At 71.7% G+C, this 26,487-nt stretch carries 28 protein-coding genes; 14 read left to right on the top strand and 14 right to left on the bottom strand.

Translation table 11 applies throughout. From position 1 onward, the window contains the following. Positions 1-162 precede the first annotated feature (162 nt). From ACRRSS_RS31335 to ACRRSS_RS31310, 6 genes are all read left to right on the top strand, one after another. Positions 163-1,800: an ABC transporter ATP-binding protein gene (locus tag ACRRSS_RS31335; protein ID WP_435975467.1), complete on the top strand. Its 1,638-nt coding sequence runs from the start codon at positions 163-165 to the stop codon at positions 1,798-1,800. Further along, the gene (locus ACRRSS_RS31330) at positions 1,797-2,915 is read left to right on the top strand and encodes an ABC transporter permease (protein ID WP_435974409.1); all 1,119 of its coding nucleotides are present in this window, start codon (positions 1,797-1,799) and stop codon (positions 2,913-2,915) included. The genes ACRRSS_RS31335 and ACRRSS_RS31330 overlap by 4 nt, the downstream gene beginning before the upstream one ends. After that, positions 2,912-4,174, top strand: coding sequence for an ABC transporter permease (locus ACRRSS_RS31325; protein WP_435974408.1), 1,263 nt, complete (start codon positions 2,912-2,914; stop codon positions 4,172-4,174). The genes ACRRSS_RS31330 and ACRRSS_RS31325 overlap by 4 nt, the downstream gene beginning before the upstream one ends. After that, the gene (locus tag ACRRSS_RS31320; RefSeq protein WP_435974407.1) at positions 4,171-4,590 is read left to right on the top strand and encodes a cytidine deaminase; all 420 of its coding nucleotides are present in this window, start codon (positions 4,171-4,173) and stop codon (positions 4,588-4,590) included. Before ACRRSS_RS31325 ends, ACRRSS_RS31320 begins: the two co-directional genes overlap by 4 nt. Before the next feature lie 80 nt (positions 4,591-4,670). Continuing rightward, entirely contained in the window at positions 4,671-5,948 is a 1,278-nt protein-coding gene (locus tag ACRRSS_RS31315; protein WP_435974406.1) for a thymidine phosphorylase, read from the top strand. 111 nt (positions 5,949-6,059) lie between these two features. Continuing rightward, positions 6,060-6,650, top strand: coding sequence for a Uma2 family endonuclease (locus tag ACRRSS_RS31310; RefSeq protein WP_435974405.1), 591 nt, complete (start codon positions 6,060-6,062; stop codon positions 6,648-6,650). Here ACRRSS_RS31310 and ACRRSS_RS31305 read toward each other — a convergent pair. Beyond that, positions 6,643-7,302, bottom strand: coding sequence for an HAD family hydrolase (locus tag ACRRSS_RS31305; RefSeq protein WP_435974404.1), 660 nt, complete (start codon positions 7,300-7,302; stop codon positions 6,643-6,645). The two genes, ACRRSS_RS31310 and ACRRSS_RS31305, sit on opposite strands and share 8 nt — an antisense overlap. 62 nt (positions 7,303-7,364) lie before the next feature. Here ACRRSS_RS31305 and ACRRSS_RS31300 point away from each other — a divergent pair, with 62 nt between their 5' ends. Next, positions 7,365-7,640 carry an STAS domain-containing protein gene (locus tag ACRRSS_RS31300; RefSeq protein WP_435974403.1) on the top strand — a complete coding sequence of 92 codons (276 nt, stop codon included), beginning with the start codon at positions 7,365-7,367 and terminating at the stop codon, positions 7,638-7,640. Here ACRRSS_RS31300 and ACRRSS_RS31295 read toward each other — a convergent pair. The 3 genes from ACRRSS_RS31295 to ACRRSS_RS31285 form a co-directional block, all read right to left on the bottom strand. Further along, the gene (locus tag ACRRSS_RS31295) at positions 7,629-8,600 is read right to left on the bottom strand and encodes a sigma-70 family RNA polymerase sigma factor (RefSeq protein WP_435974402.1); all 972 of its coding nucleotides are present in this window, start codon (positions 8,598-8,600) and stop codon (positions 7,629-7,631) included. The genes ACRRSS_RS31300 and ACRRSS_RS31295 overlap by 12 nt on opposite strands. 82 nt (positions 8,601-8,682) lie before the next feature. Next, complete coding sequence (locus tag ACRRSS_RS31290) at positions 8,683-9,390, bottom strand: L,D-transpeptidase (RefSeq protein WP_435974401.1); 708 nt, start codon at positions 9,388-9,390, stop codon at positions 8,683-8,685. A gap of 77 nt (positions 9,391-9,467) precedes the next feature. Then, entirely contained in the window at positions 9,468-10,730 is a 1,263-nt protein-coding gene (locus tag ACRRSS_RS31285; protein WP_435974400.1) for an MFS transporter, read from the bottom strand. A 62-nt stretch (positions 10,731-10,792) separates the two neighbouring features. On the opposite strand from ACRRSS_RS31285, the gene ACRRSS_RS31280 reads away from it, so the two are divergent. Continuing rightward, positions 10,793-11,743: a LysR family transcriptional regulator gene (locus ACRRSS_RS31280; protein WP_435974399.1), complete on the top strand. Its 951-nt coding sequence runs from the start codon at positions 10,793-10,795 to the stop codon at positions 11,741-11,743. Between the two features lie 22 nt (positions 11,744-11,765). On the opposite strand, the gene ACRRSS_RS31275 is transcribed toward ACRRSS_RS31280, so the two are convergent. Next, positions 11,766-12,542 (bottom strand): alpha/beta hydrolase, encoded by a 777-nt coding sequence (locus ACRRSS_RS31275; RefSeq protein ID WP_435974398.1) that lies wholly within the window; start codon positions 12,540-12,542, stop codon positions 11,766-11,768. A 282-nt stretch (positions 12,543-12,824) separates the two neighbouring features. Between ACRRSS_RS31275 and ACRRSS_RS31270 the strand changes: the two genes are divergently transcribed. Both ACRRSS_RS31270 and ACRRSS_RS31265 read left to right on the top strand, forming a co-directional pair. Then, positions 12,825-13,979, top strand: a complete 1,155-nt coding sequence (locus ACRRSS_RS31270) for an adenosine deaminase (protein WP_435974397.1) — start codon at positions 12,825-12,827, stop codon at positions 13,977-13,979. A 172-nt stretch (positions 13,980-14,151) separates the two neighbouring features. Then, positions 14,152-14,523: a hypothetical protein gene (locus tag ACRRSS_RS31265; protein ID WP_351901644.1), complete on the top strand. Its 372-nt coding sequence runs from the start codon at positions 14,152-14,154 to the stop codon at positions 14,521-14,523. A gap of 111 nt (positions 14,524-14,634) precedes the next feature. Here the strand turns inward: ACRRSS_RS31265 and ACRRSS_RS31260 are convergent, their stop codons facing one another. The 5 genes from ACRRSS_RS31260 to afsQ1 all read right to left on the bottom strand — a co-directional run bounded on the left by ACRRSS_RS31260 (position 14,635) and on the right by afsQ1 (position 18,394). Continuing rightward, the gene (locus ACRRSS_RS31260) at positions 14,635-14,838 is read right to left on the bottom strand and encodes a PspC domain-containing protein (RefSeq protein ID WP_351901642.1); all 204 of its coding nucleotides are present in this window, start codon (positions 14,836-14,838) and stop codon (positions 14,635-14,637) included. A 90-nt stretch (positions 14,839-14,928) separates the two neighbouring features. Next, positions 14,929-15,510 (bottom strand): VanZ family protein, encoded by a 582-nt coding sequence (locus ACRRSS_RS31255; RefSeq protein WP_435974396.1) that lies wholly within the window; start codon positions 15,508-15,510, stop codon positions 14,929-14,931. Positions 15,511-15,558: 48 nt separating this feature from the next. After that, positions 15,559-16,194: a hypothetical protein gene (locus tag ACRRSS_RS31250; protein WP_435974395.1), complete on the bottom strand. Its 636-nt coding sequence runs from the start codon at positions 16,192-16,194 to the stop codon at positions 15,559-15,561. Beyond that, positions 16,191-17,720 (bottom strand): ATP-binding protein, encoded by a 1,530-nt coding sequence (locus tag ACRRSS_RS31245; protein ID WP_435974394.1) that lies wholly within the window; start codon positions 17,718-17,720, stop codon positions 16,191-16,193. The genes ACRRSS_RS31250 and ACRRSS_RS31245 overlap by 4 nt, the downstream gene beginning before the upstream one ends. Next, positions 17,717-18,394: a two-component system response regulator AfsQ1 gene (afsQ1, locus tag ACRRSS_RS31240; RefSeq protein ID WP_017239746.1), complete on the bottom strand. Its 678-nt coding sequence runs from the start codon at positions 18,392-18,394 to the stop codon at positions 17,717-17,719. The genes ACRRSS_RS31245 and afsQ1 overlap by 4 nt, the downstream gene beginning before the upstream one ends. 169 nt (positions 18,395-18,563) lie before the next feature. Here afsQ1 and ACRRSS_RS31235 point away from each other — a divergent pair, with 169 nt between their 5' ends. Then, on the top strand, positions 18,564-19,283 hold the full coding sequence (locus ACRRSS_RS31235; RefSeq protein ID WP_435974393.1) for a SigE family RNA polymerase sigma factor: 720 nt from the start codon (positions 18,564-18,566) through the stop codon (positions 19,281-19,283). 134 nt (positions 19,284-19,417) lie between these two features. Here ACRRSS_RS31235 and ACRRSS_RS31230 read toward each other — a convergent pair whose 3' ends face one another. Then, a complete protein-coding gene (locus tag ACRRSS_RS31230; RefSeq protein ID WP_435974392.1) occupies positions 19,418-20,113 on the bottom strand; it encodes a uridine kinase family protein in 696 nt (231 codons plus the stop codon). 52 nt (positions 20,114-20,165) lie between these two features. On the opposite strand from ACRRSS_RS31230, the gene ACRRSS_RS31225 reads away from it, so the two are divergent. Next, on the top strand, positions 20,166-20,564 hold the full coding sequence (locus ACRRSS_RS31225; protein WP_435974391.1) for a hypothetical protein: 399 nt from the start codon (positions 20,166-20,168) through the stop codon (positions 20,562-20,564). 70 nt (positions 20,565-20,634) lie between these two features. Here ACRRSS_RS31225 and ACRRSS_RS31220 read toward each other — a convergent pair whose 3' ends face one another. From ACRRSS_RS31220 to deoC, 3 genes are read right to left on the bottom strand one after another with little or no spacing between them, the layout of a single operon-like run. Continuing rightward, entirely contained in the window at positions 20,635-21,555 is a 921-nt protein-coding gene (locus ACRRSS_RS31220; RefSeq protein ID WP_435974390.1) for an aldehyde dehydrogenase family protein, read from the bottom strand. Beyond that, on the bottom strand, positions 21,548-22,984 hold the full coding sequence (locus ACRRSS_RS31215; protein ID WP_435974389.1) for an aldehyde dehydrogenase family protein: 1,437 nt from the start codon (positions 22,982-22,984) through the stop codon (positions 21,548-21,550). Before ACRRSS_RS31215 ends, ACRRSS_RS31220 begins: the two co-directional genes overlap by 8 nt. 5 nt (positions 22,985-22,989) lie before the next feature. Next, positions 22,990-23,949: a deoxyribose-phosphate aldolase gene (deoC, locus tag ACRRSS_RS31210; protein ID WP_435974388.1), complete on the bottom strand. Its 960-nt coding sequence runs from the start codon at positions 23,947-23,949 to the stop codon at positions 22,990-22,992. Between the two features lie 282 nt (positions 23,950-24,231). Here deoC and ACRRSS_RS31205 point away from each other — a divergent pair, with 282 nt between their 5' ends. Then, positions 24,232-25,527 (top strand): hypothetical protein, encoded by a 1,296-nt coding sequence (locus tag ACRRSS_RS31205; RefSeq protein ID WP_435974387.1) that lies wholly within the window; start codon positions 24,232-24,234, stop codon positions 25,525-25,527. Between the two features lie 295 nt (positions 25,528-25,822). Beyond that, positions 25,823-26,464, top strand: coding sequence for a class F sortase (locus ACRRSS_RS31200; RefSeq protein ID WP_435974386.1), 642 nt, complete (start codon positions 25,823-25,825; stop codon positions 26,462-26,464). Positions 26,465-26,487 lie beyond the last annotated feature (23 nt).

The following is a 26,487-nucleotide window of genomic DNA, read 5'->3' as shown; positions in this document are numbered from 1 at the left end:
AGGCCCGGCAACGGTGGGACCTCCCACCGGGGCCGGGCCCCATTCCCGTACGGGTTTTCATTTTTCGGCAGCGCTACGCGTGTAGATGTCTCCCTGGCACGATAACTTCGCCCCGCCCTGCCCTCCCCCGCTCCCACTCCTTCCGGCCAAGGAGAGTGCGTCATCAACGCGTCCAGCCCCCCCGCCGTAGAACTGCGCGGCATCACCAAGCGATTCCCTGGCGTCGTCGCCAACAAGGACATCGCCATCACGGTCCGCAAGGGCACCGTGCACGCCCTCATCGGCGAGAACGGCGCCGGTAAGTCGACCCTCATGAAGATCCTCTACGGCATGCAGAAGCCGGACGAGGGCACCATCGCGATCGACGGTGAGCAGGTCACCTTCTCCAGCCCCGGTGACGCCATCGCGCGCGGCATCGGCATGGTGCACCAGCACTTCATGCTCGCCGACAACCTCACCGTCCTGGAGAACGTCGTCCTCGGCGGCGAGAAGCTCCACGGCATCGGCGCCAAGGCGCGGCGGAGGATCCAGGAGATCTCCGACGCCTACGGCCTCGGGGTCCGCCCGGACGCCCTCGTCGAGGACCTCGGCGTCGCCGACCGTCAGCGCGTGGAGATCCTCAAGGTCCTCTACCGCGGTGCCAGGATCCTCATCCTCGACGAGCCGACCGCCGTGCTCGTCCCGCAGGAGGTCGACGCGCTCTTCGACAACCTGCGCGAGCTCAAGTCCGAGGGCCTGACCGTCATCTTCATCTCGCACAAGCTGGGCGAGGTCCTGAAGGTCGCCGACGACATCACCGTCATCCGCCGGGGCACCACCGTCGGCACCGCCGACCCCAGGACCGCCACCACCAAGCAGCTCGCCGAGCTGATGGTCGGCAGCGAGCTGCCCTCGCCGGAGACCCGCGAGTCGACGGTCACCGACGTCCCGATGCTCTCCGTGCGGAACCTGACCCTGGTCGACAGCGGCGCCTCCGGCGCTCCGCTGACCAGCGCCGCCCCGCCGGACCCGGCCAGGACGGTCGTCGTCCTGGAGGAGACGGCCGTCGGCCGCAAGCTCCTCGACGACATCTCCCTCACGATCCACAAGGGCGAGATCCTCGGGATCGCGGGCGTCGAGGGCAACGGACAGACCGAGCTGATCGAGGCCCTGATGGGCATGGCCACCCCGGACTCCGGCGTGATCACCCTCGACGGCCAGGACATCTCCAAGGTCTCGGTGCGCAAGCGCCGCGAGGGCGGCATCGGCTACATCCCCGAGGACCGCCACCGCCACGGCCTGCTCCTGGAGGCCCCCCTCTGGGAGAACCGGATCCTCGGCCACGTCTCCGAGGCGCCCAACTCCAAGCGCGGCATCCTCGACCCGAAGGCGGCCCGCAAGGACACCGAGCGGATCGTGCGCGAGTACGACGTGCGTACGCCCGGCATCGACGTCACCGCGGCCTCCCTCTCCGGCGGCAACCAGCAGAAGCTGATCGTCGGCCGCGAGATGAGCCACGCCCCCAAGTTCCTGATCGCCGCCCACCCCACCCGTGGTGTGGACGTCGGCGCGCAGGCGCAGATCTGGGACGCGATCCGGGACGCGCGCCGCGAGGGCCTGGCGGTGCTGCTGATCTCCGCCGACCTCGACGAGCTGATCGGTCTCTCCGACACCCTCCGGGTCATGTACCGCGGCAGGCTCGTCGCGGACGCCGACCCCGCCACCATCACGCCCGAGGAGCTGGGCTCCGCCATGACCGGCGCGGCCAGCGGTCGCCTCGAGGGCAACGAAGAGCAGTCCGAAGACGGTGACGCCCGATGATGAAGATCGACAAGGACAAGCTGATCCTGGGCGCGGCGGGACCGGTGCTCGCCCTGGTCTCCTCGTTCGTGCTCACCGTGCTGGTGCTGCTCGCGACGGGCCTGGACCCGATCGAGCCGATCCGGCTGATGATCGAGAACGCCGGGTTCGCCGACATCCAGGTCCTGATCGTCAACCAGACCGGGATCTACTACCTGGCAGCCCTGGCCGTGGCCATCGGCTTCCGGATGAACCTGTTCAACATCGGCGTCGACGGCCAGTACCGGCTCGCCGCGATGGTCTCGGCGCTCGTCGGCGCCTCGATCGAGCTGCCCGGCCCGCTGCACATCTTCGTGATCGTCGTCGTCGCGATGCTGACCGGCGCCTTCTGGTCCGGCATCGCCGGCATCCTGAAGACCACCCGCGGTGTCTCCGAGGTCGTCTCGACGATCATGCTGAACGCCATCGCGACCTCGCTGGTGGCCTGGCTGATCCTGCCGAAGAACTTCGGCGTCCAGCCGGAGGGCTCGAACAACCTCACCACCGGTGAGATCTCCGAGTCCGGCTGGTTCCCGGGCATCGACATGGGCGAGGGCAACGGAGTCATCTACGGCTTCACGTTCGTCGCGCTCGCCCTCGGCGTCGTCTACTGGTTCACCCTCAACCGCACCCGGTTCGGCTTCGACCTGCGCGCCACCGGCGCCAGCGAGTCCGCGGCCCAGGCCAGCGGCGTCGACGCCAAGAAGATGATCCTCACCTCGATGCTGCTCTCGGGCGCGCTGGCCGGCCTCGCCGGCATGCCGACGCTGCTCGGCGAGTCCCACACGTACAGCCTCGACTTCCCCGTCGGCGTGGGGTTCACCGCCATCACCATCGCGCTGCTCGGCCGCAACCACCCGGTCGGCATCCTCTTCGCGGCGCTGCTCTTCGCGTTCCTCGACAAGGCGTCCAGCTCCCTCGACACCTACGGGTATCCGAAGGAGATCACCAAGATCATGCAGGGCATCATCGTGATCGCCGTGGTCGTCTCCTACGAGCTCGTCCGCCGTTACGGCCTCCGCCGCCAGCAGCAGAAGGTCGGCGAGGAACTCGCCGCCGGCGGCGCCATCAAGACCGACAAGGAGGTCTCGGCATGAGCACCGGCACTGTCACCAAGCCGAGCGCCGCGCCCAAGGGCGGCGGACGCCGCAAGCTCACCTGGCCGTGGATCATGCTGATCGTCGCGGCCGGTCTCCTGCTCTTCTCGTTCGTCCGGGCCGTCTCCGGGGCCAACGACCTCACCTCGGTGGGTCAGGTCTCCGGCGCGCTCCAGCTCGCCGTGCCGATCGGCCTCGCCGGTCTCGGCGGTCTGTGGGCCGAGCGCGCGGGCGTCGTCAACATCGGCCTCGAAGGCATGATGGTGCTCGGCACCTGGTTCGGTGCCTGGGCCGGATACCAGTGGGGCCCCTGGGTGGGTGTCCTCTTCGGTCTCCTCGGTGGCGCGATCGGCGGTCTGCTGCACGCGATCATCACCGTCACGTTCAACGTGAACCACATCGTCTCCGGTGTGGCGATCAACATCCTCGCGGTCGGCTTCACCCAGTACCTGTCGAACTTCACGTTCGCCGAGGCGGAGGGCGGCTCCTCCAAGCAGTCGCCGCGCATCGATCAGATCACCAAGATCACCATCCCAGGGTTGTCCGACTGGCTGGCCGACCTCCAGGGCAAGCACTGGTTCTTCATCTCGGACCTGGCGGGCATCCTCGGCGGCCTGGTCACCAACCTGTCGCTGCTGACCGTCGTCGCCCTGCTGCTGATCCCGGCCACCTGGTGGCTGCTGTGGCGCACCGCCTTCGGCCTGCGGCTGCGCTCCTGCGGTGAGAACCCGGTCGCCGCCGAGTCGCTCGGCGTCAACGTCTACAAGTACAAGTACATCGCCGTCACCGTCTCCGGCGCCCTCGCGGGCCTCGGCGGCGCGTTCCTCGCGATCGTCGCCACCGGCATCTACCAGGAGGGCCAGACCGGCGGCCGAGGCTACATCGGTCTCGCCGCGATGATCTTCGGCAACTGGATGCCCGGCGGCATGGCGCTCGGCGCGGGCCTCTTCGGCTTCACCGACAGCCTCAAGCTGCGCGGCGGCGCCGAGAACGTCCACGCGCTGCTGCTGCTCGTCGCGGTGCTCCTGCTGATCGCCGCCGTGTGGCAGCTGTACAAGAAGAAGTACGTGGTCGGCGTGGTCTCCGCGGCCTTCGCCGGCGGCTTCTTCCTCTGGTACGCGCTGACCGACGAGGTCCCGAGCCAGTTCGTCGACGCTGCCCCGTACGTCACCACCCTGCTGGTGCTCGCCCTGTCGGCGCAGCGCCTGCGGATGCCGAAGGCGGACGGTCTGCCGTACCGGAAGGGCCAGGGCAAGTGACGGCCGCCCTTCCGGGGACCACCCTCTCCGAGGCGGACTGGGAGCGGCTCCGGGTCACGGCCCGCGAGGCGATGGCCCGCGCGTACGCCCCGTACTCGGGTTTCCCGGTCGGTGCCGCGGCCCTCGTGGACGACGGGCGGGTGGTCTCCGGCTGCAACGTCGAGAACGCCTCCTTCGGGCTCGGCCTCTGTGCCGAGTGCGGTCTCGTCTCGCAGCTCCAGGCGACCGGCGGCGGCCGTCTGACCCACTTCGTCTGCGTGGACGGCCGGGGCGAGTCCCTGGTGCCGTGCGGCCGGTGCCGGCAGCTCCTGCACGAGTTCGGCGGTCCCGAACTCGTCCTGGAGACGCCCGCCGGGTTCCTCACGCTGGCCGAGATGCTGCCGCAGGCATTCGGCCCGGACCACCTCGCGAAGTAGTACTTCGGAGCGGCCCTTCCGGCACGATGGGAGGGCCGCTCCTCCTTTCCCCCTCTATGCGCGTAGAAAGAGGCACCACCATGGACGTCATCTCCGTCATCCGCACGAAGCGGGACAAGGGTGAGCTGAGCCCGGAGCAGATCGACTGGGTCATCGACGCCTACACCCGCGGCGCGGTCGCCGACGAGCAGATGTCCGCCCTGGCCATGGCCATCCTGCTGAACGGCATGAACCGCGCCGAGATCGCCCGCTGGACGGCGGCCATGATCGCCTCCGGCGAGCGCATGAACTTCGACGCGCTCTCCCGCCCGACCGCCGACAAGCACTCCACCGGCGGCGTCGGCGACAAGATCACCCTCCCGCTCGCCCCGCTCGTCGCCGCCTGCGGCGCGGCCGTGCCGCAGCTCTCCGGCCGCGGCCTCGGCCACACCGGCGGCACGCTCGACAAGCTGGAGTCCATCCCCGGCTGGCGGGCGCTGCTCTCCAACGAGGAGATGCTGCACGTCCTCGACACCACCGGCGCGGTCATCTGCGCGGCCGGCGACGGTCTGGCCCCGGCCGACAAGAAGCTGTACGCGCTCCGCGACGTCACCGGCACCGTCGAGGCCATCCCGCTGATCGCCTCCTCGATCATGTCGAAGAAGATCGCCGAGGGCACCGGCTCCCTGGTCCTCGACGTCAAGGTCGGCACCGGCGCCTTCATGAAGAACATCGAGGACGCCCGCGAACTCGCCTCCACCATGGTCGGCCTCGGCACCGACAGCGGCGTGAAGACGGTCGCGCTGCTCACCGACATGTCGACCCCGCTCGGCCTCACCGCGGGCAACGCCCTGGAGGTCCGTGAGTCGGTCGAGGTCCTCGCGGGCGGCGGCCCGGCGGACGTCGTCGAGCTGACGATCGCGCTGGCCCGCGAGATGCTGGCAGCGGCCGGCATCAAGGACGCGGACCCGGCGAAGGCGCTGGCCGACGGCTCGGCGATGGACCACTGGCGCCGGATGATCGCGGCCCAGGGCGGCGACCCGGACGCCGCCCTCCCGGTCGCCCGCGAGCAGCACGTCGTCACGGCCCCGTCCTCCGGTGTCCTCACCCGTCTCGACGCGTACGACATCGGCATCGCCGCCTGGCGTCTGGGCGCGGGCCGCGCCCGCAAGGAGGACCCGGTGCAGGCCGGCGCGGGCGTCGAGCTCCACGCCAAGCCGGGCGACACGGTGACGGCGGGCCAGCCCCTCGTCACCCTCCACACGGACACCCCGGAGAAGTTCGACTACGCGCTGAAGTCCCTGGGCTCGGCCTGGGACATCGCGGCGCCGGGCACGGAGTTCACCCCGAACCCGATCGTGCTGGACCGCATCGCCTGAGCTCAGTCGTGGGCATATGCCTCTGACACCTTCGGGTGAACGGGACCGGTGGACCCCCGCCGGTCCCGTTCGGCATGCTGGGATCGGTGACGACCGAATGAGGAGCACACCATGAGCGCACTCGCTGCCGAGTCCCGGAACGGCCAGGGAAACGGCTGGGAAGACCTGGTCCGTCGCTGGGAGTCGATGGACTGGCCCGAGGGCTGCAAGGTGGAGATCATCGAGGGGATCATCACCGTGGCACCGTCACCCACTGTCCGGCACAATGCCACGGCGTCGAAGGTGCAACGACGTCTGTACTCCGTGATCCCGGACGACTGGGCGATCTTCCAGACCCAGTCCCTCGCCGTCCCTTCCCGCTCGGGCATGTTCATCCCGGACCTCGTGGTCGTCCCGGAGGATGCCCTCACCGAAGCCGGTGTCTACATCCCGGCCGAGGCATCCCTACTGGTCGCCGAGGTCACCTCGCCCTCGAACGCGAACCACGACCGCATCACGAAGGCGGCGGCCTACGCGCGAGCGGGAGTGCCGCTCTACCTGCTGATCGACGCGTACGCCCCCGGCGGCCCCACCGTCACCCTCTACGGTGAGCCGAAGGACGACGTTTACCGCGTCCTGGGCGCGGCCCCGTTCGGCGGGGGGATCCACCTCCCCGCCCCCTTCGGCCTCACCCTCGACACCGCCGAGTTCCCCGTCAGCTGAGCGTCGCCCCCAGCAGTCCCGGCAGCGTCCGCATGTCCTCGAAGACCACCGTTCCCGGGCCCGCCAGCCGTTCCGCCCGGGTCAGCCCGCCGCTGTAGCCGAAGGCGCGCATGCCCGCGGCGCGGGCGGCCTGGACGCCGTACGGGCTGTCCTCGACCACCGCGCAGCGCCGGGGCGGGACGCCCATGGTGGCCGCCGCGTGCAGGAAGAGGTCCGGGGCCGGCTTGCCCCGGCTGACGTCGCGCGCGCTGAACATCCGGCCCTCGAAGCGGTCGAGCAGGCCCGCGCGCGTGAGGTTCCTGCGGATGGTGGGGTGGCTGCCGTTGGAGGCCAGGCAGTACGGGACGGACAGCGCGTCCAGCACCTCGGTGACCCCCTCCACCGCGGTCAGTTCGGCGTCCAGGGCGTCCTCGTACCGCTGCCGGTAGGGCGCGTTCCAGCCGGGCTCCAGGGGGCGGCCGATGCGCTCCTCCAGGATCGAGGTGAGGAGTTCGTGGGAGGAGCCGACGAAGTGCTCCACCACCTCCTCCTCGGTGAACTCCGCCCCGAGGGTGGCGAAGACCTCCCGGTCCACGCGGCAGTAGATCCGCTCGCTGTCCACCAGAACGCCGTCACAGTCGAAGATCACCAGTTCGACAGGCTCGTGAGTCATGATCGAGAGCCTAGCGACCGGGCCCGCGATGAGTTCTCGTCCGTCCCCGGGTCTCAAGGGATGTGGACACCAGCAGACCCCTCGTCGTGACCCTGCCCGCCCGCCCCACGAGGGACGAGGTGGCACGGCTCTGCGCCGAGCTCGGGACCGGGCCGCCCGGGGTGGTGGTCTGCGACGTGGCCGCCCTCGCGCCCGCCGACCTCACCGCCGTCGACGCCCTCGCCCGGCTGAAGCTCGCCGCCGGGCGGGGCGGTCACCGGATCCGGTTCGACGGAGCGGGGCCCGAACTGCGGGCCCTGCTCCTGCTGACCGGACTCGACGGGACCCTAGGCCTCTAGCCGGGCCGGCAGGTCGAAGAGCGGGAACCAGCGCTCGGTGTCCAGGAAGAAGTCCATCCCGGCGACCTTGCCGTCGCGCAGCTCCAGGACGATCAGCGCCCACGGGCTGTATCCGCCCGCCGGGTCCGGGTGGTACTGGGCGAAGGCCGGCGAGCCGTTCGCCACGGTCGGCACCAGCTTCGAGCCCGCGCAGACCTCGCCGACGCCCAGCATCCAGCCGACGATGTCGTCGTGCCCCCGGAGCCAGAGGTCGTACGGCGGCATGGACATGGTCGCGTCCTCGTGGAGGAGCGCGGTCAGCGCCTTCATGTCGTAGCCCTCGAATGCGGCGACGTACCGCTCCAGGAGCGCCTTCTGCTCCTCGTCCAGCGGGTTCGCCGGGTCCGAGGTGGCCGGTGCCTGCTCGGCCAGGGTCGCGCGGGCCCGCTGGAGGGCGCTGTTGACCGAGGCGACGGTGGTGTCGAGGAGCTCCGCGACCTCGCTCGCCTTCCAGGCGAGCACCTCGCGCAGGATGAGTACCGCCCGCTGTTTGGGCGGCAGGTGCTGGAGCGCGGCCACGAAGGCGAGCCGCACGGTCTCGCGGGAGACGGCCGTCTCCGCCGGGTCGCCGGCCGACGGCAGGACCCGCCCGTCGGGGACCGGCTCCAGCCAGGTGATCTCGGGCTGCTTCACGAGCTGGGCCTGGGCGACCGGCGTGGGTGAGGTCAGGTCCATCGGGCGCGCCCTCCGGTTGCCGGCGTTCAGCGCGTCGAGGCAGACGTTGGTGGCGATCCGGTACAGCCAGGACCGCAGCGAGGAGCGGCCCTCGAAGGAGTCGATGGCCTTCCAGGCCCGCACCATCGTGTCCTGCACCGCGTCCTCCGCCTCGAAGGACGATCCGAGCATCCGGTAGCAGTAACCGGTCAGCTCCCTGCGGTACTTGTCGAGTTCGTCGGTCGTCGCGGTCGCGGCGTCACTCATCGGGTCCACACCCCACTCACCCTCACCGGCACCCGTTCGGTACCGGTGAGGGGAAGCTACCGCAGCGGACTGACAGTCGGGGTCAGGTTCCCGGCTTGCGCCCGTAGACGAACACGTCGTCGCCGTTCTTGAGCAGGCCCCAGTACGCCTTGGCGTCCTTCGACGTCATGTTGACGCAGCCGCCCGAACCCGGCGGGTTCCACATGGACTTGGTGGTCGAGTGGAAGGCCTGGCCGCCGTCGAAGAACTGCGAGTACGGCATGGAGACGTGGTAGAGCGTCGACCAGTGGTTGATGTTCCGCATGTAGATCTTCTTGGCGCCGGTACGGGTCTCCGTGCCGTCCTTGCCGGTACGGACCGGCACGGGGCCGTACTTGAGGCGGGCGCCGTCCTGGATCCAGGTCAGCTGGCGGGTGAGGTCGACGCAGGCGATCCGGCCCTTGTTGGTCGGACACCTGCGGTCCTTGTTGGGGTTGGACCCCGCCGCCTTCTGCTGGTTCATCGTGTTCATGGTGCGCCAGGTGATCGCTCCGGCGTACCCCGCGGACGGGGTGATGCCGTGCTTCTTCTGGAAGGCCTGGATGGCCTTGCAGTCGGCGAGCGACTGACGTCCGTCGGCCGTCCGGCCGAGGAACTTCTCCACCTGCTTCTGGTACGGGCCCGTCGTCACGTTGCAGGACGCCGCCTGCGCCGGAGCCGCACCGAGCGCGATCGTCATCGGCACCACCAGTGAGGTGAGGCCGGCCGCGATTCCCGCTCTTCTGCCTATCCGACCCGCGATTCTCTTCATGATCGTCAACTCCCCCTTGAGTCCTATCGTTCAGGACGTCCGGGGGAGCGACTCAGTTGCAGTGGAACCGGGCGGAATCAGCAGGGCGCCGCGAGCTGGAGCCGCCGCGCCTCGACGCGGGCGCTGTGGCTCCCGTACAGGGTGACGGAGACGACGCCGAGGACGGCGACGAGACCGATCAGGACGGTGCCGGCCCACCCGCCCGCGTGGAAGGCGATCGCGCCGAGCGTGCCGCCCGCGCTGCTGCCGAGGTAGTACGCGGACTGGTAGAGGGCCGAGGCCTGCGCGCGGCCCGTCCTCGCCGTACGGCTCACCGAGGAGGAGGCGACCGCGTGGCCCGCGAAGAAGCCGGCCGTGATGAGGACGAGGCCCGCCAGGACCGCCGCCAGCGCGTCCGAGAGCGAGAGCAGCAGACCCGCGGCGGTGGTGGAGACCGCCAGGTAGAGCGCGCCGCGCCGGCCGAGCCGGCCGACGAGGCGGCCCGCGGCGGCGGAGGAGACCGTACCGACCAGGTAGATCAGGAAGATCGAGCCGATCACGCCCTGCGGCAGCGAGAACGGGGCCTCCACCAGGCGGTAGCCGATCACGGTGTACACCGCGCCGAACACCGTCATGAACAGGGCGCCGATCACGTAGAGCCGCATGAGGAGCGGGTCCGTCAGATGCGTCCGCACCGTCCGGGCGAGCGCCTTCGGGTTGAGCGTGCCGGGCGTGAAGTGCCGTGCCTTCGGCAGCAGCGCCCGGAAGGCCAGCGCGCACAGCAGGGAGGTCAGGCCGACGGCGGCCAGCCCCGCCCGCCAGCCCCACATCTGGGCCACCCAGCCGGTCACCAGGCGGCCGCTCATGCCACCGATCGAGTTGCCCGCCACGAACAGGCCGATCGCGGCGATCAGCGCCTTGGGGCGGACCTCCTCGGCGAGGAAGGCCATCGCGGAGGCGGGGAGCCCGGCGAGCGCGGCGCCTTGGAGCGCGCGCAGCGCGATCAGGGACTCCAGGTTCGGGGCGAGCGGCACGAGGAGGGCGAGGCCGACCGCGGCCGTCAGGGAGGCGGTCATCATCGCGCGCCGTCCGAAGCGCTCCGAGAGGGCGCTGAGCGGCAGGACACACAGGGCGAGGGCGCCGGTCGCGGCCGAGACCGTCCAGGAGGCGGCGGAGGCCGTGGCGCCGAACTCGGCCGAGACGGCCGGGAGGAGTGCCTGGGTGGAGTAGAGGAGGGCGAAGGTGGCGAGGCCCGCGGCGAAGAGCGCGAGGCTCAGTCGGCGGTAGCCGGGGGAGCCGGGGGCGAGGCGGGTGTCGGCGGACGCGGTGGTGGCGGCCGCCTTGGTACTGGCGGAAGGCATGTCACGAACGTAGGACGCCCGGTTTCATGCGTCCAATGCACGGAACTGCTGTAATCGTTCCCATGGTGCATGAGTACAGGTCACAGCCTCGGCTGTCACCGAACAGTAACGAAGAAGACATGGGACTGCTGCTCGCGCCGCGGCTCGCGTACTTCGCCGCCGTCGCCCGGCACGAGCACGTGACCCGGGCCGCGGCCGAGATGGGCGTCCCCCAGTCCACGCTCTCCCGGGCCATGGTCCGGCTCGAACAGGACCTCGGCGTCACCCTCTTCGCCCGCCGCGGCCGCACGGTCTCGCTGACCCCGGCCGGGCGCCGCTTCCTCACCGCCGCCGAGCGGGCGCTCGCCGAGGTGGAACGGGCCGCCGACACCGTACGCGCCGACGCCGATCCCACCGCGGGACGCGTCGCCTTCGGCTTCCTCCACACCATGGGCTCCGAGACCGTCCCCGGCCTCATCCGCGCCTTCCGCGTCGACCATCCGCGGATCCGCTTCACCCTGGTCCAGAACTACGGCGAGGCCATGATCGAACGGCTCCGCGCCGGCGACCTCGACCTCTGCCTGACCTCCCCGGTGCCCGACGCCCCCGACCTGGTCGCCCGGCGCCTCGACGAACAGCGGCTCCGGCTCGTCGTCCCCGACGACCACCGGCTCGCGAGCCGCAAGCGCGTCCGCCTCGCCGAGGCCGCGGACGAGACCTTCGTGACCCTGGAACCGGGGTACGGGCTCCGCCGCATCACCGACGACCTGTGCGCCGAGGCCGGGTTCAGGCCCCGCGTCGCCTTCGAGGGCGAGGAGGCCGAGACGCTGCGCGGCCTGGTCGCCGCGGGACTCGGCGTCGCCCTGCTGCCCCCGCCGGCCGTCCCGCGCCCCGGCGTCGTCGAACTCACCGTCACCGCGCCGCGCGCGGTCCGCGAGATCGGCGTCGCCTGGCTCGACGGCCACCCGGACACGGCCCCGGTGGCCGCCTTCAAGAAGTTCCTGCTGAGCCGCCGGGGACACCTGCTCCCCTAGGGGGTGTCCCGCCGGGGAGCCCTCACCGCCGGAATGGCCCCCCGAAGCCCGCCGCGAGCGGCATCCGCAGGCCCAGCGGCGGGGGAGCGGCCATCGCGTCCGTCACCGGACGGGTGACGGGGTGGTCGAAGAGCGCGCCGAGGACGAAGTCGGCGGCCAGGGCCCGCACCTCGTCCGCGTACTGCCGCAGCGCGTGCCCGTCGGAGTGCACCTCGAAGCGGCAGGTGTCCCGGTTGGCCTTCTTCGCCCGCTCGGCGAACCGGTACGACAGCTCCGGGTCCGTCCGGGCGTCGTTCGTGCCGTGCACGAGCAGCACCCGGCACCCCACCAGCTGCCGTACGGCCTCCGGCTCCGCCGCCACGTCGTCCTCCGGCAGCCACGGGGCGAGCGCAAGGACCGCGCCGACCGCGCCGTGCCCGGCCGCCCGCAGCGCCGCCCGGCCTCCCAGCCCGTGCCCGACGAGGCAGACCGGGACGTCCCCGTAGCGCCGTACGGCCTCCGCGACCGCCCAGGAGGCGTCCGCCGCGAGGTTGGCGTCGGCCCCGTTCCAGCCGCGCCCCCGGTAGCGCACCACATGGGCGACGAGGCCTTCGGCCCGGCCCGCGCGGACGAGACCGCGCCCGAGCGGCAGCATCGCCGCGTGGGCCCGCGCGGAGGCGCGCCGTCCCGACTCCGGCCGGCCGTCCGGCAGCAGCAGCACCACGCCGCCGACCGCCGCCGACGTGCGTGAACCTCCAACAGGCCGACCGAGCCGGGGTCTCCGGCCGTCGGGCGGCCCCACGAGTGCGAAGTGCGCCATGACAGAACAGTCTCAGAAGCGGAGGTGTACGCCAGTCGTACGCGCGGTCTCTGTTACGTATCGCCCGCCGGGTGAACGCCCGCCGTCCCCAAGCCCGTTCGAACCGGGCAGGTGGCCGGGTTCGGTGAACCCCCTCCGGCCGTACCGGCGGTGGTGCCGGTGCGCCGGGTTGGCGGTCAGGCGCGGGCCGGGCGTTCGCCCTCCGGGGCGCACCGGAAACCGCCCGGGACGGGCGGGGCGCCACGGGGCGCGCTCTACGCGCGTAGGGGCTAGAGTGCGAAAATGACGAGCCAGACCCCCAGTGTCCCCACCGCGGACCAGATCCGCCGTGCCCCGAAGGTGCTGCTCCACGACCACCTCGACGGCGGACTGCGCCCCGGCACGATCATCGAACTCGCCCGGGAGCAGGACTACCGGCAGCTCCCCGAGACGGAGCCCGACAAGCTCGGCGTCTGGTTCCGCGAAGCCGCCGACTCCGGGTCCCTGGAGCGGTACCTGGAGACCTTCGCGCACACCTGCGCCGTCATGCAGACCCGTGAGGCGCTCTTCCGCGTCGCCGCCGAGTGCGCCGTCGACCTCGCCGAGGACGGCGTCGTGTACGCGGAGGTGCGGTACGCCCCCGAGCAGCACCTGGAGTCCGGCCTCACCCTCGAAGAGGTCGTGGAGGCCGTCAACGAGGGCTTCCGGGAGGGTGAGCGGCAGGCCAGGGCGGACGGGCACCGCATCCGGGTCGGGGCGCTGCTCACCGCCATGCGGCACGCGGCGCGCGCCCTGGAGATCGCCGAACTCGCCAACCGCTACCGCGACTCCGGCGTCGTCGGCTTCGACATCGCGGGCGCCGAGGCCGGCTACCCGCCCACCCGCCACCTCGACGCCTTCGAGTACCTCAAGCGGGAGAACAACCACTTCACGATCCACGCGGGCGAGGCCTTCGGACTGCCCTCCATCTGGCAGGCGCTGCAGTGGTGCGGTGCCGACCGGCTCGGGCACGGCGTCCGGATCATCGACGACATCGTGGTCGCCGACGACGGCTCGGTGAGCCTCGGCCGGCTCGCCGCCTACGTCCGCGACAAGCGGATCCCGCTGGAGATGTGCCCCTCCTCCAACCTCCAGACCGGTGCCGCCGCCTCGTTCGCCGAGCACCCGATCGGTCTGCTCCGCAGGCTGCACTTCCGGGCCACGGTCAACACCGACAACCGGCTCATGAGCGGGACGAGCATGAGCCGGGAATTCGAGCTGCTGACCGAGGCATTCGATTACACGCTCGACGACATGCAGTGGTTCACTGTCAATGCGATGAAATCAGCGTTCATTCCTTTCGATGAACGCCTCGCCATGATCAACGAGGTCATCAAGCCCGGATACGCCGAGCTGAAGTCCGAATGGCTGTTCCAGCAGACCGCCACGACCAGCGAGTCTTCCCGCACGGCGGGCTGAACAGCACCCCGTCAAGGGGAACGGAGCGGCCGGGAGAGCGCGACACCCGGCCGCTTTCCGGTGTTTGCGGAGGAGTCGATCACTGGTTAGGTTGCAGAGCCGCTCTGCATTCCCAGGATTTCCCCGTCCGGCTTTCCCGGAAGCCCCCGGATTCCCCAAGGAAGATTTTCAGATGAAGCAGTCTGCCGCCAAGAAGCTCGGTGTCGCCGCTCTCGGTGCCGCTTTCGCCGCTGCCGCCGCCGGCACGGCCTCCGCCGCGCCGTCCCTGCCGCTCGGAGCCGACGCTCTGGGCACGGTGACCCAGGCCGTCCCGCTGGGTGACGGCCTCACCGAGCTCCCCGACGGCGCCGCCGAGTCCCTCGGTGCCGGCCAGGGCGCCCTCGGCCAGGGCCTCGACCAGGGTGTGAAGACCCTCCCGGCCGCCGCCGGCCAGGCCACCCAGAGCCTCCCGCTCGACGCCGCCGCCGGCGGCCTCGGCGCCACCCCGCTCGGCGGCCTCCTCGGCGGCCTGCCGCTGGGCGCCGGCGGCCTGCCGATCGGCTGACCCGAGCCGTACGACGCTCCGACCACGCCGCAGGGGCGCGCACCCGGTCTCCCGGGTGCGCGCCCCTGCGGCGTGCGCCGTCGGCGTGCCCTGTCGGCCGCCGGGCCGTGACTACCAGGCCGTCGTGCTCGTGCTCTTCTCCGCCGGCACGAAGATCCACAGGCCCAGGTAGATCAGGAACTGCGGTCCGGGCAGCAGGCACGAGACCAGGAAGATCAGGCGCATCGTCCACGCGGAGAGGCCGAAGCGCCGGGCCAGCGCCGCGCACACTCCGCCGATCACGCGTCCGTCACGGGGGCGGGTCAGTGCGGCCATGGTGGGCTCCTTCGGAGTCGGTCCGGGAGCCGCTCCGTCGGGCTCCCGATGACTCCATACTGCTCCCGGACGGGAGCCCGGGGCGTCGGTCTACCGGGCGATCGGGACCCTGGTAATCGTCGGGGTCACACCCTGAGACCCCTCGTCCCCGAGGAGGGCCGCACCCCGGCCGCGCGCGGTCCCCGCGGAGGAGCCCGGCCGCCCCACGTCCGACCTGCGGCGCAGCCAGCTCCGCCCGGCCGGCACGAGGAGCAGATGGGCGAGCGCCACCCCGGCGGTGTTCAGGAGGACGGAGTCCACGTCCACGACCTGACCCGGCACGGCGGTCTGCAGCAGCTCCACGGCGAGCGACACCAGCGCCCCCGCGGCGGTCGTACGGGCCAGGGAGGCCCACCGGGAGACGTCGAGCCGCCCGTCGGCCATCGGCAGCAGCACCCCGAGCGGGGCGAGGAGGAGCAGGCCCTCGCCGATCAGCCGGGCCGCCTCGGCGGCGCCGAGCGCCAGATCGGCCCGCAGGCCGTTCAGCGGGACGGTGTTCGGCGCGGTCACCCAGGCCACGTCCCGTGGCCGCAGGCTGACCCAGGCGACGAGCAGCAGATGCGCGACGACGAGGACCCACCCCGCCACGCGGACGACCACGGCGGCACTGCCGCCCGAACCTTGACGCTGCACGCCCCCCAAGACGCCCCCCACGGCGGAATCGGTTCCGCCGGACCCGGCTCAGCCCGTGGCGGTGGCCGCCGGAGCGGCCACGGCCGCCGTCGGCGGGGCCGACTCCGGGCGCTCGCGCAGCTCCGTCGTGCAGCGGTAGCGCTTCGGGGCGTACGCGCCCGGGCCGCCGAGCAGCACCGTGTGGTCACCCGCGCCCGCCGAACTCGCGGCGAACGTGCAGACCAGCTGCGAGAGGGCGGTCGGCGCCAGGTCCTCCGGCTGACGGCTCAGCCGCAGCGTCCCCGCCGGATCACCCCGGTGGCCGCCCTCCACCACCAGCGGGCCGCGCACCGCCGTCGTGAAGCCGGCCCGCGTCTCGCTCTCCGACGGCTCGGCGAGCAGCTGCGCCAGCAGCCGCGTCGCGGTGCGCACCGGGCCGCCGTCGGTCTTCTCCTCCGGCAGCGGAGACCGCCGGTCCACCGCCTCCAGCTGCGAACCGCAGACCAGGTACACCCGGACCGGCACGTCCTGCACCGGTGCCGCCGTGCCCTCCTCCGCCACGCTGCACGGGACCCGGGACGGGGCGGCGCCCGCGTCCACCGGGACCGAGGTGGTCCTGATCCCGCAGCCGGTGACCAGCGCGGTGACCGCGGCCGCCACCAGGGCTCCCGTACCGGCCGTACGCCCGAAGGTGCGGCGCCTCACGCTTCCTCCACCTCGCCCTGGCTGCTGCGGGTCTGCACCTCGCGGGTGATCCCCGAGGCGTCCAGGGGCAGTCGCAGCACGAACACCGCGCCGTCCACCGTCCCGTCCTCGCCGACCGAGTTGGAGGCGGTGATCGAACCGCCGTGGATCAGCGCGTTCTCCATGGCGATCGACAGGCCGAGCCCGCTGCCCTCGGACCGCGGCCGGGACGCGCTCGCCTTGTAGAAGCGGTCGAAGACGTGCGGCAGCACCTCCTCGGGGATGCCGGGGCCGTGGTCGCGGACCGCGATGACCAGTTCCTCGTCCTCGGTGCGCACCGAGACCCGCACCGGCGAACCGCCGTGCTTCAGCGCGTTCCCGATCAGGTTCGCCAGGATCACGTCGAGGCGGCGCGGGTCGAGCGGCGCCACGATCCCGCGCTCGGCGTCCAGGTCGACCGCGTCCAGCCACGCGCGCGCGTCGACGCACGCCGTGATCTGGTCGGCGATGTCCACCTCGTCGAGGACGAGCCGGGCGGTGCCCGCGTCGAAGCGGGTCACCTCCATCAGGTTCTCCACCAGGTCGTTGAGGCGCCGGGTCTCGCTCACCACCAGCGCCACGGCCGGGGCGATCATCGGGTCCAGGGTGTCCTGCTCGTCCTCCAGGACCTCCGTGACGGCCGTCAGCGCGGTCAACGGGGTGCGCAGCTCGTGCGACATGTCGGCCACGAAGCGCCGCGAGGACTCCTCCCGGGCGCTCATGTCCGCGACCTTCTTCTGCAGGGACTCGGCCGCCCCGTTGAACGTGCGCGTCAGATCGGCCAGTTCGTCGGCGCCGGTGACCCGCAGCCGGGTGTCGAGCTTGCCCTCGCCGAGCTGCCGGGCCGCCTCGCCGAGCCGGTGCACGGGCCGCAGCACGGTCGTCGCGGCGACCTGCGCGAGCAGCACCGAACCGGCCACCGCGAGCGCGGTGGCGATCCCCAGGGACCAGGCCAGCGAGTTCAGGTCGGCCTTCTCCGCGGCCAGCGACTTGAACATGTAACCGGCGGGCCCGCCGCCGTCGATCCGCGTCCCGCCGACCAGGTACGGCGTCCCGTTCCGCTCCGTACGCTGCCAGAACAGGTGGTACGGATACGGGTTGCCCTCCGTCACCGGCCGCCTGGTGTCCACCGCGTCCCGCAGCGAACGCGGCACGTCGGCCAGGGTGAAGTCGTCCGGGTCCGAGGCGCCGACGATCGGCTTGCCCGCGTCCCGCTCACCGAGCAGCAGCACCTGGTAGTTGGCGCTGCCCGTCGCCATCTGCTCGGCGGTCCGCCGCAGATCGTCCTGGGTGGGCCGCAGCGGCAGCGTCGCCGCCCGGTTCTGCATCTCCTGCCGGAAGTCGTTGAGCGCCCCGTCCTGGGTACGGGTCAGCACCGCCTCCCGGTTCAGCCAGTACGCGATGCCGGAGGCCGCCACGGCGGCGGTCAGCGCGACCAGGGCGAAGACGACGACAAGACGCAGCCGCAGGCTCGAAAGACGCAGCCGCGTGAGGATCCCCTTGCTCACGCAGGGACGTCCAGCCGGTAACCGACCCCGCGCACGGTACGGATGAGCGTCGGCGAGGACGGCACGTCCTCCACCTTGGCGCGCAGCCGCTGCACACAGGCGTCGACCAGCCGCGAGTCGCCCAGGTAGTCGTGCTCCCACACGAGCCGCAGCAACTGCTGCCGGGAGAGCGCCTGTCCGGGCCGCCGGCTCAGCTCCAGGAGCAGCCGCAGCTCGGTCGGGGTGAGCTGGAGGTCCTCGCCGTTCTTGGTGACCGTCATCGCCGACCGGTCGATCACCAGCGAGCCGTACGTCGCCGAATCCGTCGACTCCCGCTCGCCGCGCCGCAGTACGGCCCGGATACGGGCGTCAAGCACACGGCCCTGCACCGGCTTGACGACATAGTCGTCGGCACCGGACTCCAGGCCCACGACCACGTCGATGTCGTCGCTGCGCGCGGTCAGCAGGATGATCGGCAACTGATCCGTGCGGCGGATGCGCCGGCAGACCTCGAAGCCGTCGATGCCGGGCAGCATGACGTCGAGCACGACCAGGTCCGGCCGCTGCTCACGCAGCAGCTGGAGGCCGTCCTCACCGGTCGCGGCGGTGGCCACCCGGTGACCCTGCCGGGACAGGGACAGCTCAAGGGCCGTACGGATGGCGTCGTCGTCCTCGATCAGCAACAGAAAAGGCACGGGCGCCATTCTGTCCCATGGGGCCGTCCGAGTTCGACCGCTGGGAGGCGCGCTTCTCCCGGGACCCCTGTGACACGCCTGTGACAGTCGGCGGACAACGCCATGAAGTCCGGTGGGCAAGCTTCTCGGCAACGGACCGAAAGACACTCCAACCGACGGGGGGCGCGAGATGAACGCACTGCACAGCACCACCTCAAGCGCAGTAGTCACGCGTCTCCACGACGTCGTACGGAGCACGGAGAAGTCCGGCGCGGTGAACGGGCGGGGGTGCGTTCGCGGCGTCGGGCGTCAGCGCAAGGCGCCGTACATGGTGGCCGTTGCTGACGGGGGAGCGGCGTACGGGGAGGTCACGGGGGAGCGCAACTGCTCGGAAGCCGAGTTCACGGCTTACGTCCAGGAGCGTCGTGCCTCCCTGTACGCCACCGCCTACCACCTCACCGGTGACCGTTTCGAGGCCGAGGACCTGCTCCAGAGCGCGCTGTTCTCCACGTACCGCGCCTGGGAGCGGATCAGTGACAAGGCCGCGGTCGGCGGATACCTCCGCCGCACCATGACCAACCTGCACATCAGCGCCTGGCGCCGGCGCAAGCTCAACGAGTACCCGACCGAGGAGCTCCCGGAGACGGTGGGCGAGACGGACGCGATGCGCGGCACGGAGCTGCGCGCGGTGCTGTGGCAGGCCCTCGCCCGGCTGCCCGAGCTCCAGCGGACCATGCTGGTGCTGCGCTACTACGAGGGCCGTACCGATCCGGAGATCGCGGAGATCCTGGACATCAGTGTCGGCACGGTGAAGTCGAGCATCTGGCGGTCGCTGCGGCGACTGCGCGAGGACGAGGTGCTCAGCTTCGGCCGTGACGAGGAGGAGTCCTTCGGCGAGCTGGTGGCCTGAAGGTCGGGGGGAACGGGGGAAAGACCCACGGGGGCCACGGGGGAACGCGGCTCACGGGGGAGTACGGGGGTACGGGGGAAAACGGCGCGGGTCGCACAAGCCGGGGGGCTTGTACGACCCGCGTCGTCTGTATGTCAGCGCGCCGCCGGGGTGCGGTGGCGGCCCGCCGCCGCGGCGGCCAGGCGGCCCAGGGCCTCCGGCCTGGCGCAGGGGTGGGCGCCCAGCTCCGCCTGACGGGCGACGATCGCCCGCTCGGCCCGCATCAGACGCCAGCCGCGGCGCAGCAGCAACGGCACCGACTTGCGGCCCTCGCGGAGGTCGCGGGCGAGCCGGCGGCGGAAGGTCGTCGACGGGCGACCGCGCAGACAGAGCGCGTCGGCGAGGACGTCCAGCTCACGGCAGCGGGTCACGATCTCGGCCGCGAAGATCCCCTCCGCCACGAAGAGCGGCGTCCGCTCGATGTCGAGGCGTTCACGGTCCACCCGCGAGCTGGTGGCGATGTCGTAGACAGGGACCTCGGTGCGTCCCGTACGGCACAGCTCGACGATGGCGGAGACGGCGGCGTCCGCGTCCCAGGACAGCGGGGAGTCCCAGTCGACGTCCGCGCTGCCCTCCACGAGCGGGAGGGACGGATCGCCCGCCTCCTTGTAGAAGTCGTCGAGGCGCAGGACCGGGAGGCCGGTGACGGCGGCGAGGGACGACTTGCCGGAGCCGGAGGGGCCCGCGAGCAGGACGACACGGGTCGGGATCGGTAGGGAACTCACGGGACACCAGTGTGAACCATTCCCCCGTGCAGGGGACCCCCGAGGAAGGCCGTTGGTATCGAGCATCACACCTCAACTACTGTCGGTGTCCGCTCGATCACCCCTCGGAAGGAACGTCATGGCGCGTCACGCAGAACCCCGGACCCCCCGTCGCAGTGCCCTGCTCAAGGCCGGGCTCACCGTCACGGCGGCGGGCGCGGCGATGCTCGGCGCGGGGGCCGGGGCCCAGGCCGCCGCCCCGGTGCCGCTCCCCGTCGACTCACTGACCAGGACCGACGCGGGCGCGGCCGGGGCGGGGGCGCTGTCGGGCGTCACCCACGGCCTGGGCCCGCTGACCCGGCTCCAGCTCGACCCGCTGGCCAACACCGGCGTCGACCCCCTCGACAACGGACTCGGCACCCAGATCTCCGACTTCAAGCCGGTGGGCACGAACCTGGTGACCGACCACCTCACCAAGGGCGGCGCGGTGGCCGATCTCCCGGTGGCGGGGCCGCTGACCCGGGGACTGCTTCCGTAGCTCCGGGACGTGAGGGGACCGGAGGCGCCCCCCGGGTGCGCACACCTGAGGGGCGTCCGATGATTCCGGACTAGTACGCGGAGCCGCTCGCGCCCAGCGAACCCGTCGGGTGCCAGACCGTCTTCGTCTCCAGGAACGCCGTCATGCGGTCCGTGCCCGGGGAGTCCGCGAAGTCCTCCGCCCGCGGGCGCAGGACGCGCTTCAGGTTGTCCGCGGCCGCGATCTCCAGGTCGCGTGCGAGGTCGCCCTCGGTCGCGCCCGTCAGGTCGATCCCGTTGACGTCCTGGTGGGCCGCCAGGTGCGGGCCCATCTCGGAGGCCTTGCCGGAGAGGATGTTGACGACACCGCCCGGCAGGTCCGAGGTGGCGAGCACCTCGCCCAGGGAGAGGGCCGGGAGCGGGTACTTCTCGCTCGCGACCACGACGGCCGTGTTGCCCGTCGCGATCACCGGGGCGATCACCGAGACCAGGCCCAGGAAGGACGACTCCTGGGGGGCGACGACGGTGACGACGCCCGTGGGCTCGGGGGAGGAGAGGTTGAAGTACGGGCCGGCGACCGGGTTGGCGCCGCCCACGACCTGGGCGATCTTGTCCGTCCAGCCCGCGTACCAGACCCAGCGGTCGATCGCCGCGTCGACGACGGCGGCCGCCTTCGACTTCGACAGGCCCTCCGCCTCCGCGACCTCGCGGACGAACTGCTCCCGGCGCCCCTCCAGCATCTCGGCGACGCGGTAGAGGATCTGGCCGCGGTTGTACGCGGTCGCGCCCGCCCAGCCGCCGAAGGCCTTGCGGGCGGCGACGACCGCGTCACGGGCGTCCTTGCGGGAGGAGAGCGGCGCGTTCGCCAGCCACTTGCCCTTGGAGTCCGTCACCTCGTACACCCGGCCGCTCTCGGAGCGGGGGAACTTGCCCCCGACGTACAGCTTGTAGGTCTTGAAGACGTTCAGACGCCCGGCGGCGGAGCCGCCTTTTTCGACACTGCGCTCAGACATCGAGGTAGGCCTCCAGACCGTGACGGCCGCCCTCGCGGCCGAAGCCCGACTCCTTGTATCCGCCGAACGGCGACGTCGGGTCGAACTTGTTGAACGTGTTGGCCCAGACGACACCCGCGCGGAGCTTGCTCGCGACCGCGAGGATGCGGGAGCCCTTCTCCGACCAGATGCCGGCGGACAGGCCGTACTGGCTGTTGTTGGCCTTCGCGACCGCCTCGTCGGGCGTGCGGAAGGTCAGCACCGACAGGACCGGGCCGAAGATCTCGTCGCGGGCGACCGTGTGCGCCTGCGTGACGTTGGTGAAGAGCGTCGGGGCGAACCAGTAACCGGCCGACGGGATGTCGCAGGCGGCGGTCCAGCGCTCGGCGCCCTCCGCCTCGCCCTGGTCCACCAGCGAGGTGATCCGGGCCAGCTGCTCCGAGGAGTTGATGGCACCGATGTCGGTGTTCTTGTCCAGCGGGTCGCCGAGGCGCAGGGTGCTCAGGCGGCGCTTCAGCGAGTCGAGCAGCTCGTCGTGGATCGACTCCTGGACGAGGAGGCGCGAGCCCGCGCAGCAGACCTGGCCCTGGTTGAAGAAGATGCCGTTGACGATGCCCTCGACGGCCTGGTCGATCGGCGCGTCGTCGAAGACGATGTTCGCGCCCTTGCCGCCCAGCTCCAGGGTGACCTTCTTGTCCGTACCGGCGACGGAACGCGCGATGGCCTTGCCGACGGCGGTCGAGCCGGTGAAGGCGACCTTGTTCACGTCCGGGTGCGCGACGATCGCCGCGCCCGTCTCCCCGTACCCGGGAAGGATGTTGACGACGCCCTTCGGCAGCCCGGCCTGACGGCAGATGTCCGCGAAGAACAGGGCGGTGAGCGGGGTCGTCTCGGCCGGCTTCAGGACGACCGTGTTGCCGGTCGCGAGCGCCGGGGCGATCTTCCACGCCAGCATCAGCAGCGGGAAGTTCCACGGGATGACCTGACCGGCCACGCCCAGCGGCCTCGGGTTCGCCCCGTAGCCCGCGTGGTCGAGCTTGTCGGCCCAGCCCGCGTAGTAGAAGAAGTGCGCGGCGACCAGCGGGAGGTCCGCGTCGCGGGTCTCCTTGATCGGCTTGCCGTTGTCCAGGGTCTCCAGGACGGCCAGCTCACGGCTGCGCTCCTGGATGATCCGGGCGATCCGGAAGAGGTACTTGGCGCGCTCGGAGCCGGGCAGCGCCGACCACTTCTCGAAGGCCTTCCGCGCCGCCTTCACCGCACGGTCGACGTCCTCGGTACCCGCCTGGGCGATCTCGGACAGCACCTCCTCGGTGGAGGGGGAGACGGTCTTGAAGACCTTGCCGTCGGCCGCCTCGACGAACTCGCCGTCGATGAAGAGGCCGTAGTTGGGGGCGATGTCGACGACGGACCGGGACTCGGGCGCCGGTGCGTACTCGAATGCAGATGCCATGTTGATCAGTCCACCGTCACGTAGTCGGGGCCGGAGTAACGGCCGGTCGCCAGCTTCTGGCGCTGCATCAGCAGGTCGTTGAGCAGGCTGGAGGCGCCGAAGCGGAACCAGTGGTTGTCCAGCCAGTCCTCACCCACGGTCTCGTTGACGAGAACCAGGAACTTGATGGCTTCCTTGGTGTTGCGGATGCCGCCGGCCGGCTTCACGCCGATCTGCACGCCGGTCTGGGCGCGGAAGTCGCGCACCGCCTCCAGCATGAGCAGGGTGTTGGCCGGGGTGGCGTTGACCGCGACCTTGCCGGTCGAGGTCTTGATGAAGTCCGCGCCGGCCATCATGCCGAGCCAGGAGGCGCGGCGGATGTTGTCGTACGTGGACAGCTCGCCGGTCTCGAAGATCACCTTCAGGCGGGCGCGGTCGCCGCACTCCGCCTTGATCGCGGCGATCTGCTCGAAGACCTGGAGGTAGTGGCCGGCGAGGAAGGCGCCGCGGTCGATGACCATGTCGATCTCGTCGGCGCCCGCGGCGATGGCGTCCGCCGTGTCGGCGAGCTTCACGGGGAGCGCGGCGCGTCCGGCCGGGAAGGCGGTGGCGACCGAGGCGACCTTGACGTCGGAGCCCGCGAGGACGGCCTTGGCGGTGGCCACCATGTCGGGGTAGACGCAGACGGCGGCGGTCGTCGGGGTCGTGCGGTCGGTCGGATCGGGACGGACGGCCTTGGCGGCGAGCGCCCGGACCTTGCCCGGGGTGTCCGCGCCTTCGAGCGTCGTCAGGTCGATCATGGAAATGGCCAGGTCGATGGCGTACGCCTTGGACGTGGTCTTGATCGAGCGGGTACCGAGGGCCGCGGCGCGCGCCTCCAGGCCGACGGCGTCGACGCCGGGCAGCCCGTGGAGGAAGCGGCGCAGCGCACCGTCGGACGCGGTCACGTCGGCGAATGCGGATGCTGCGGATGCAGTGGTGGGCATGGTCACCAGTCGAGCATATCTACGCGCGTAGCGACCTGTACAGGGGACGTGCTTCGCAGAGCCCGAGGTCACAGGCGGGCGGTCGGCGTGGTGCCCGGCTCCGGGCCGTGGTGACGGTGTCGGTGACCCCTGTCACGGCCCCGTGACATGGAGTGGACCACTCCCGAATACAAGATCAATAAATTTCTTCCTGCAGCCAGCCAGACCTCACCGGAACCAGTCGGACCGAGTAAAAGCGGCATGCGACTCTCCCATCCGCCTGCCTGAATTCCAGGAGTCGTTATGCGCACCGCCCTTCGCACCGCCATCGCCACCGTCCTCGTCGCGGGTGCCGCGATCACCACCCCGGCCCTCGCCGCCGGAGCCGCCTTCGCGGCCGACGGCCCGGTCGCCGCGCCGGTCGCCGCGCCGGTCGCCGCGCCGGGCGCCGTCACGCCGACGGAAGCGAAGCCGGGTGCCGAGAAGCCGGGCGAGGCCAAGCCGGGCGAGGCCAAGCCCCTCGGCGAGAAGGCCGCGGGCGCGAAGAACGAGAGCGGTACGGCCGACGCCGCGAAGGGCACCCTCGTCCGGACCGAGACCCTCCTGAACGGCACCGTCGCCAAGATCTACGAGGTCGACGCGCTGCACCACCGCGCCGAGCTCTTCTACGGCACCAACCCGGTCGGCGTCCTCGACGCCGACACCCGCCCGGAGGCCGGCAACGACAACGGCGAGTTCTTCGTCCTCTTCCCGGACGGCCGCTCCCTCAACTGGGACCGCAACTACGTCCCCGGCGCCACGCCCGGCCTCTACGAGCTCGCCGACGGCACCCGCCTGGAGCTCGGCAGGAAGGGGGACCGCTACGGCCTCCAGCTCGTCGAGAACGGCAAGGGCCGCGGCTTCACCTACCTCGACGGCTTCCGACAGGTCTGGGTCCACGGCAAGGCCGTCGTCGTCCTGGAGAGCGACGGCGGGTTCGCCGCGTACATCCAGGGCGGTACGAAGCAGGCCGCCCCGCGCCTCGTCGACAACGCGGCGCCGGCCCCGGCGCCCACCACCGGGCCCGTCGTCACCATCGGCGAGTGCGCCGTCCGGCAGGACATCCCGTCCGTCTTCGCGCTGCTGACCGTGACGCTCACCCACGACCTGGAGAAGGGCCCGAAGGCCGTCCTCAAGGACGAGGCCGGAAAGCCGATCGTCACCCTCGACCGCGCCCACGCCGCCGACCTGGGCATGGGCCTCACGATCAAGGGCGCGAACACCACCACCCCGCAGCTCGGCCAGCGCACCCAGGGCGGCGACACCCCGTACCGCTGGACCGCCTTCCCCAAGCTCCCCAAGGGCTGCGAGAAGGCCACCTCCGCGCCCACCCCGGCGCCGTCGGCCACCACCCAGGCCCCGGCGGGCAACACCGGCACCACCACCAACAACGCCGGGCAGACCTCCGTCGTCCCGAAGGGCGGTGTCGCGGCCGGCGCCGAGACCGGTGCCGGGAGCGACTCCACCGCGCTCGTCGCGGCCGGTGCCGGTGCCGCCTCGCTCGCCGCCGCGGGCCTCGGCTTCGTCGTCCTGCGCCGCCGGGCCGCCGCCCGCGTCTGACCCCCGTCGCGGCCCGGCCGGGAACCCTGACGTCCGCCCGGGCCGCGACGGGCCCTCCGCGCCCCGCGCGCAGGGGGCCTTCACCTCACTGGCGCCACCCACACCGCCAGCGCCACCCACACCGCCGGGCACCACCCACACCGTCGGCACCACCCGCACCACCCGCGCTATACGCACCCACCCGCACCACTCGCCCCACCCGCTCCTCGACCCTGACCCGAGCAGGAGCACACCCACCCCAGGCCGGCCGTCGCACCCACGCGGCGGCCGGTCACACCCCGTCCGGAGCCGTCCCGTGAACCGCCGCCCCGCCCGTACCCGTACCGTCTCCGTCGCCCTCGTGGTGGCCCTCGCCGCGCTCACCGGGTGCTCCGCCGGGGCCGGGCCCGCCGCCACCCCGCCCGCCCGCGTCGGCGAGACCGCCGTTCCCGCGCCGACCGCGAGCGGCGCGCCCGTGAAGCCGCTCGCGCGGTCCCTGCCCGTACGGGTCCGGCTGCCCGCCGCCGGAGTCGACACCGCGCCCACCGGACCCGTCCTGGAACTCGGGCTCGCCGCCGACGGCACCGTCGAGGTCCCCTCGGTCGCGGACGCCGACCGCATCGGCTGGTACGACAAGGGCGTCACGCCCGGGCAGACCGGCCCCGCCGTCCTCATCGGGCACTTCGACACCGCCCGCGGCCCCGCCGTCCTGAAGAACGTCTCCCGCGTCCGGGCCGGCGACGAGATCACCGTGACCCGGGCCGACGGCACCACCGCGGTCTTCCGGGTCCGGGAGCTGGAGCAGGTCGACAAGGACACCTTCCCGACGGCCAAGGTGTACGGCGACACCGAGCGCCCCGAGCTGCGCCTCGTCACCTGTGGCGGCGAGCTGGTCGACGGCCACCGTCCCGACAACATCATTTTGTACGCGGATCTCGTGGCCACGCGGGCCGCCTGAGCCCCCACGGGCCCCCTGAGGCA

This window comes from Streptomyces sp. Qhu_M48 (genome assembly GCF_051305195.1).
Taxonomy (GTDB): domain Bacteria; phylum Actinomycetota; class Actinomycetes; order Streptomycetales; family Streptomycetaceae; genus Streptomyces.
The sequence above is the reverse complement of the archived record's forward strand: the minus strand, read 5'-3'. Positions and strand labels throughout refer to the sequence as shown.

Excerpts from the sequence above, each read along its gene's own strand:
- ACRRSS_RS31235 (WP_435974393.1), top strand. The coding sequence starts at position 18,564 with ATGAACGCACTGCACAGCACCACCTCAAGCGCAGTAGTCACGCGTCTC.
- ACRRSS_RS31220 (WP_435974390.1), bottom strand. The coding sequence starts at position 21,555 with ATGTCTGAGCGCAGTGTCGAAAAAGGCGGCTCCGCCGCCGGGCGTCTG.
- ACRRSS_RS31270 (WP_435974397.1), top strand. The coding sequence starts at position 12,825 with ATGACGAGCCAGACCCCCAGTGTCCCCACCGCGGACCAGATCCGCCGT.
- ACRRSS_RS31315 (WP_435974406.1), top strand. The coding sequence starts at position 4,671 with ATGGACGTCATCTCCGTCATCCGCACGAAGCGGGACAAGGGTGAGCTG.
- ACRRSS_RS31230 (WP_435974392.1), bottom strand. The coding sequence starts at position 20,113 with ATGCTCGATACCAACGGCCTTCCTCGGGGGTCCCCTGCACGGGGGAAT.
- ACRRSS_RS31295 (WP_435974402.1), bottom strand. The coding sequence starts at position 8,600 with ATGAGTGACGCCGCGACCGCGACGACCGACGAACTCGACAAGTACCGC.
- deoC (WP_435974388.1), bottom strand. The coding sequence starts at position 23,949 with ATGCCCACCACTGCATCCGCAGCATCCGCATTCGCCGACGTGACCGCG.
- ACRRSS_RS31330 (WP_435974409.1), top strand. The coding sequence starts at position 1,797 with ATGATGAAGATCGACAAGGACAAGCTGATCCTGGGCGCGGCGGGACCG.
- ACRRSS_RS31285 (WP_435974400.1), bottom strand. The coding sequence starts at position 10,730 with ATGCCTTCCGCCAGTACCAAGGCGGCCGCCACCACCGCGTCCGCCGAC.
- ACRRSS_RS31310 (WP_435974405.1), top strand. The coding sequence starts at position 6,060 with ATGAGCGCACTCGCTGCCGAGTCCCGGAACGGCCAGGGAAACGGCTGG.
- ACRRSS_RS31280 (WP_435974399.1), top strand. The coding sequence starts at position 10,793 with ATGGTGCATGAGTACAGGTCACAGCCTCGGCTGTCACCGAACAGTAAC.
- ACRRSS_RS31265 (WP_351901644.1), top strand. The coding sequence starts at position 14,152 with ATGAAGCAGTCTGCCGCCAAGAAGCTCGGTGTCGCCGCTCTCGGTGCC.
- ACRRSS_RS31290 (WP_435974401.1), bottom strand. The coding sequence starts at position 9,390 with ATGAAGAGAATCGCGGGTCGGATAGGCAGAAGAGCGGGAATCGCGGCC.
- ACRRSS_RS31215 (WP_435974389.1), bottom strand. The coding sequence starts at position 22,984 with ATGGCATCTGCATTCGAGTACGCACCGGCGCCCGAGTCCCGGTCCGTC.
- ACRRSS_RS31205 (WP_435974387.1), top strand. The coding sequence starts at position 24,232 with ATGCGCACCGCCCTTCGCACCGCCATCGCCACCGTCCTCGTCGCGGGT.
- ACRRSS_RS31325 (WP_435974408.1), top strand. The coding sequence starts at position 2,912 with ATGAGCACCGGCACTGTCACCAAGCCGAGCGCCGCGCCCAAGGGCGGC.
- ACRRSS_RS31275 (WP_435974398.1), bottom strand. The coding sequence starts at position 12,542 with ATGGCGCACTTCGCACTCGTGGGGCCGCCCGACGGCCGGAGACCCCGG.
- ACRRSS_RS31305 (WP_435974404.1), bottom strand. The coding sequence starts at position 7,302 with ATGACTCACGAGCCTGTCGAACTGGTGATCTTCGACTGTGACGGCGTT.
- ACRRSS_RS31260 (WP_351901642.1), bottom strand. The coding sequence starts at position 14,838 with ATGGCCGCACTGACCCGCCCCCGTGACGGACGCGTGATCGGCGGAGTG.
- ACRRSS_RS31225 (WP_435974391.1), top strand. The coding sequence starts at position 20,166 with ATGGCGCGTCACGCAGAACCCCGGACCCCCCGTCGCAGTGCCCTGCTC.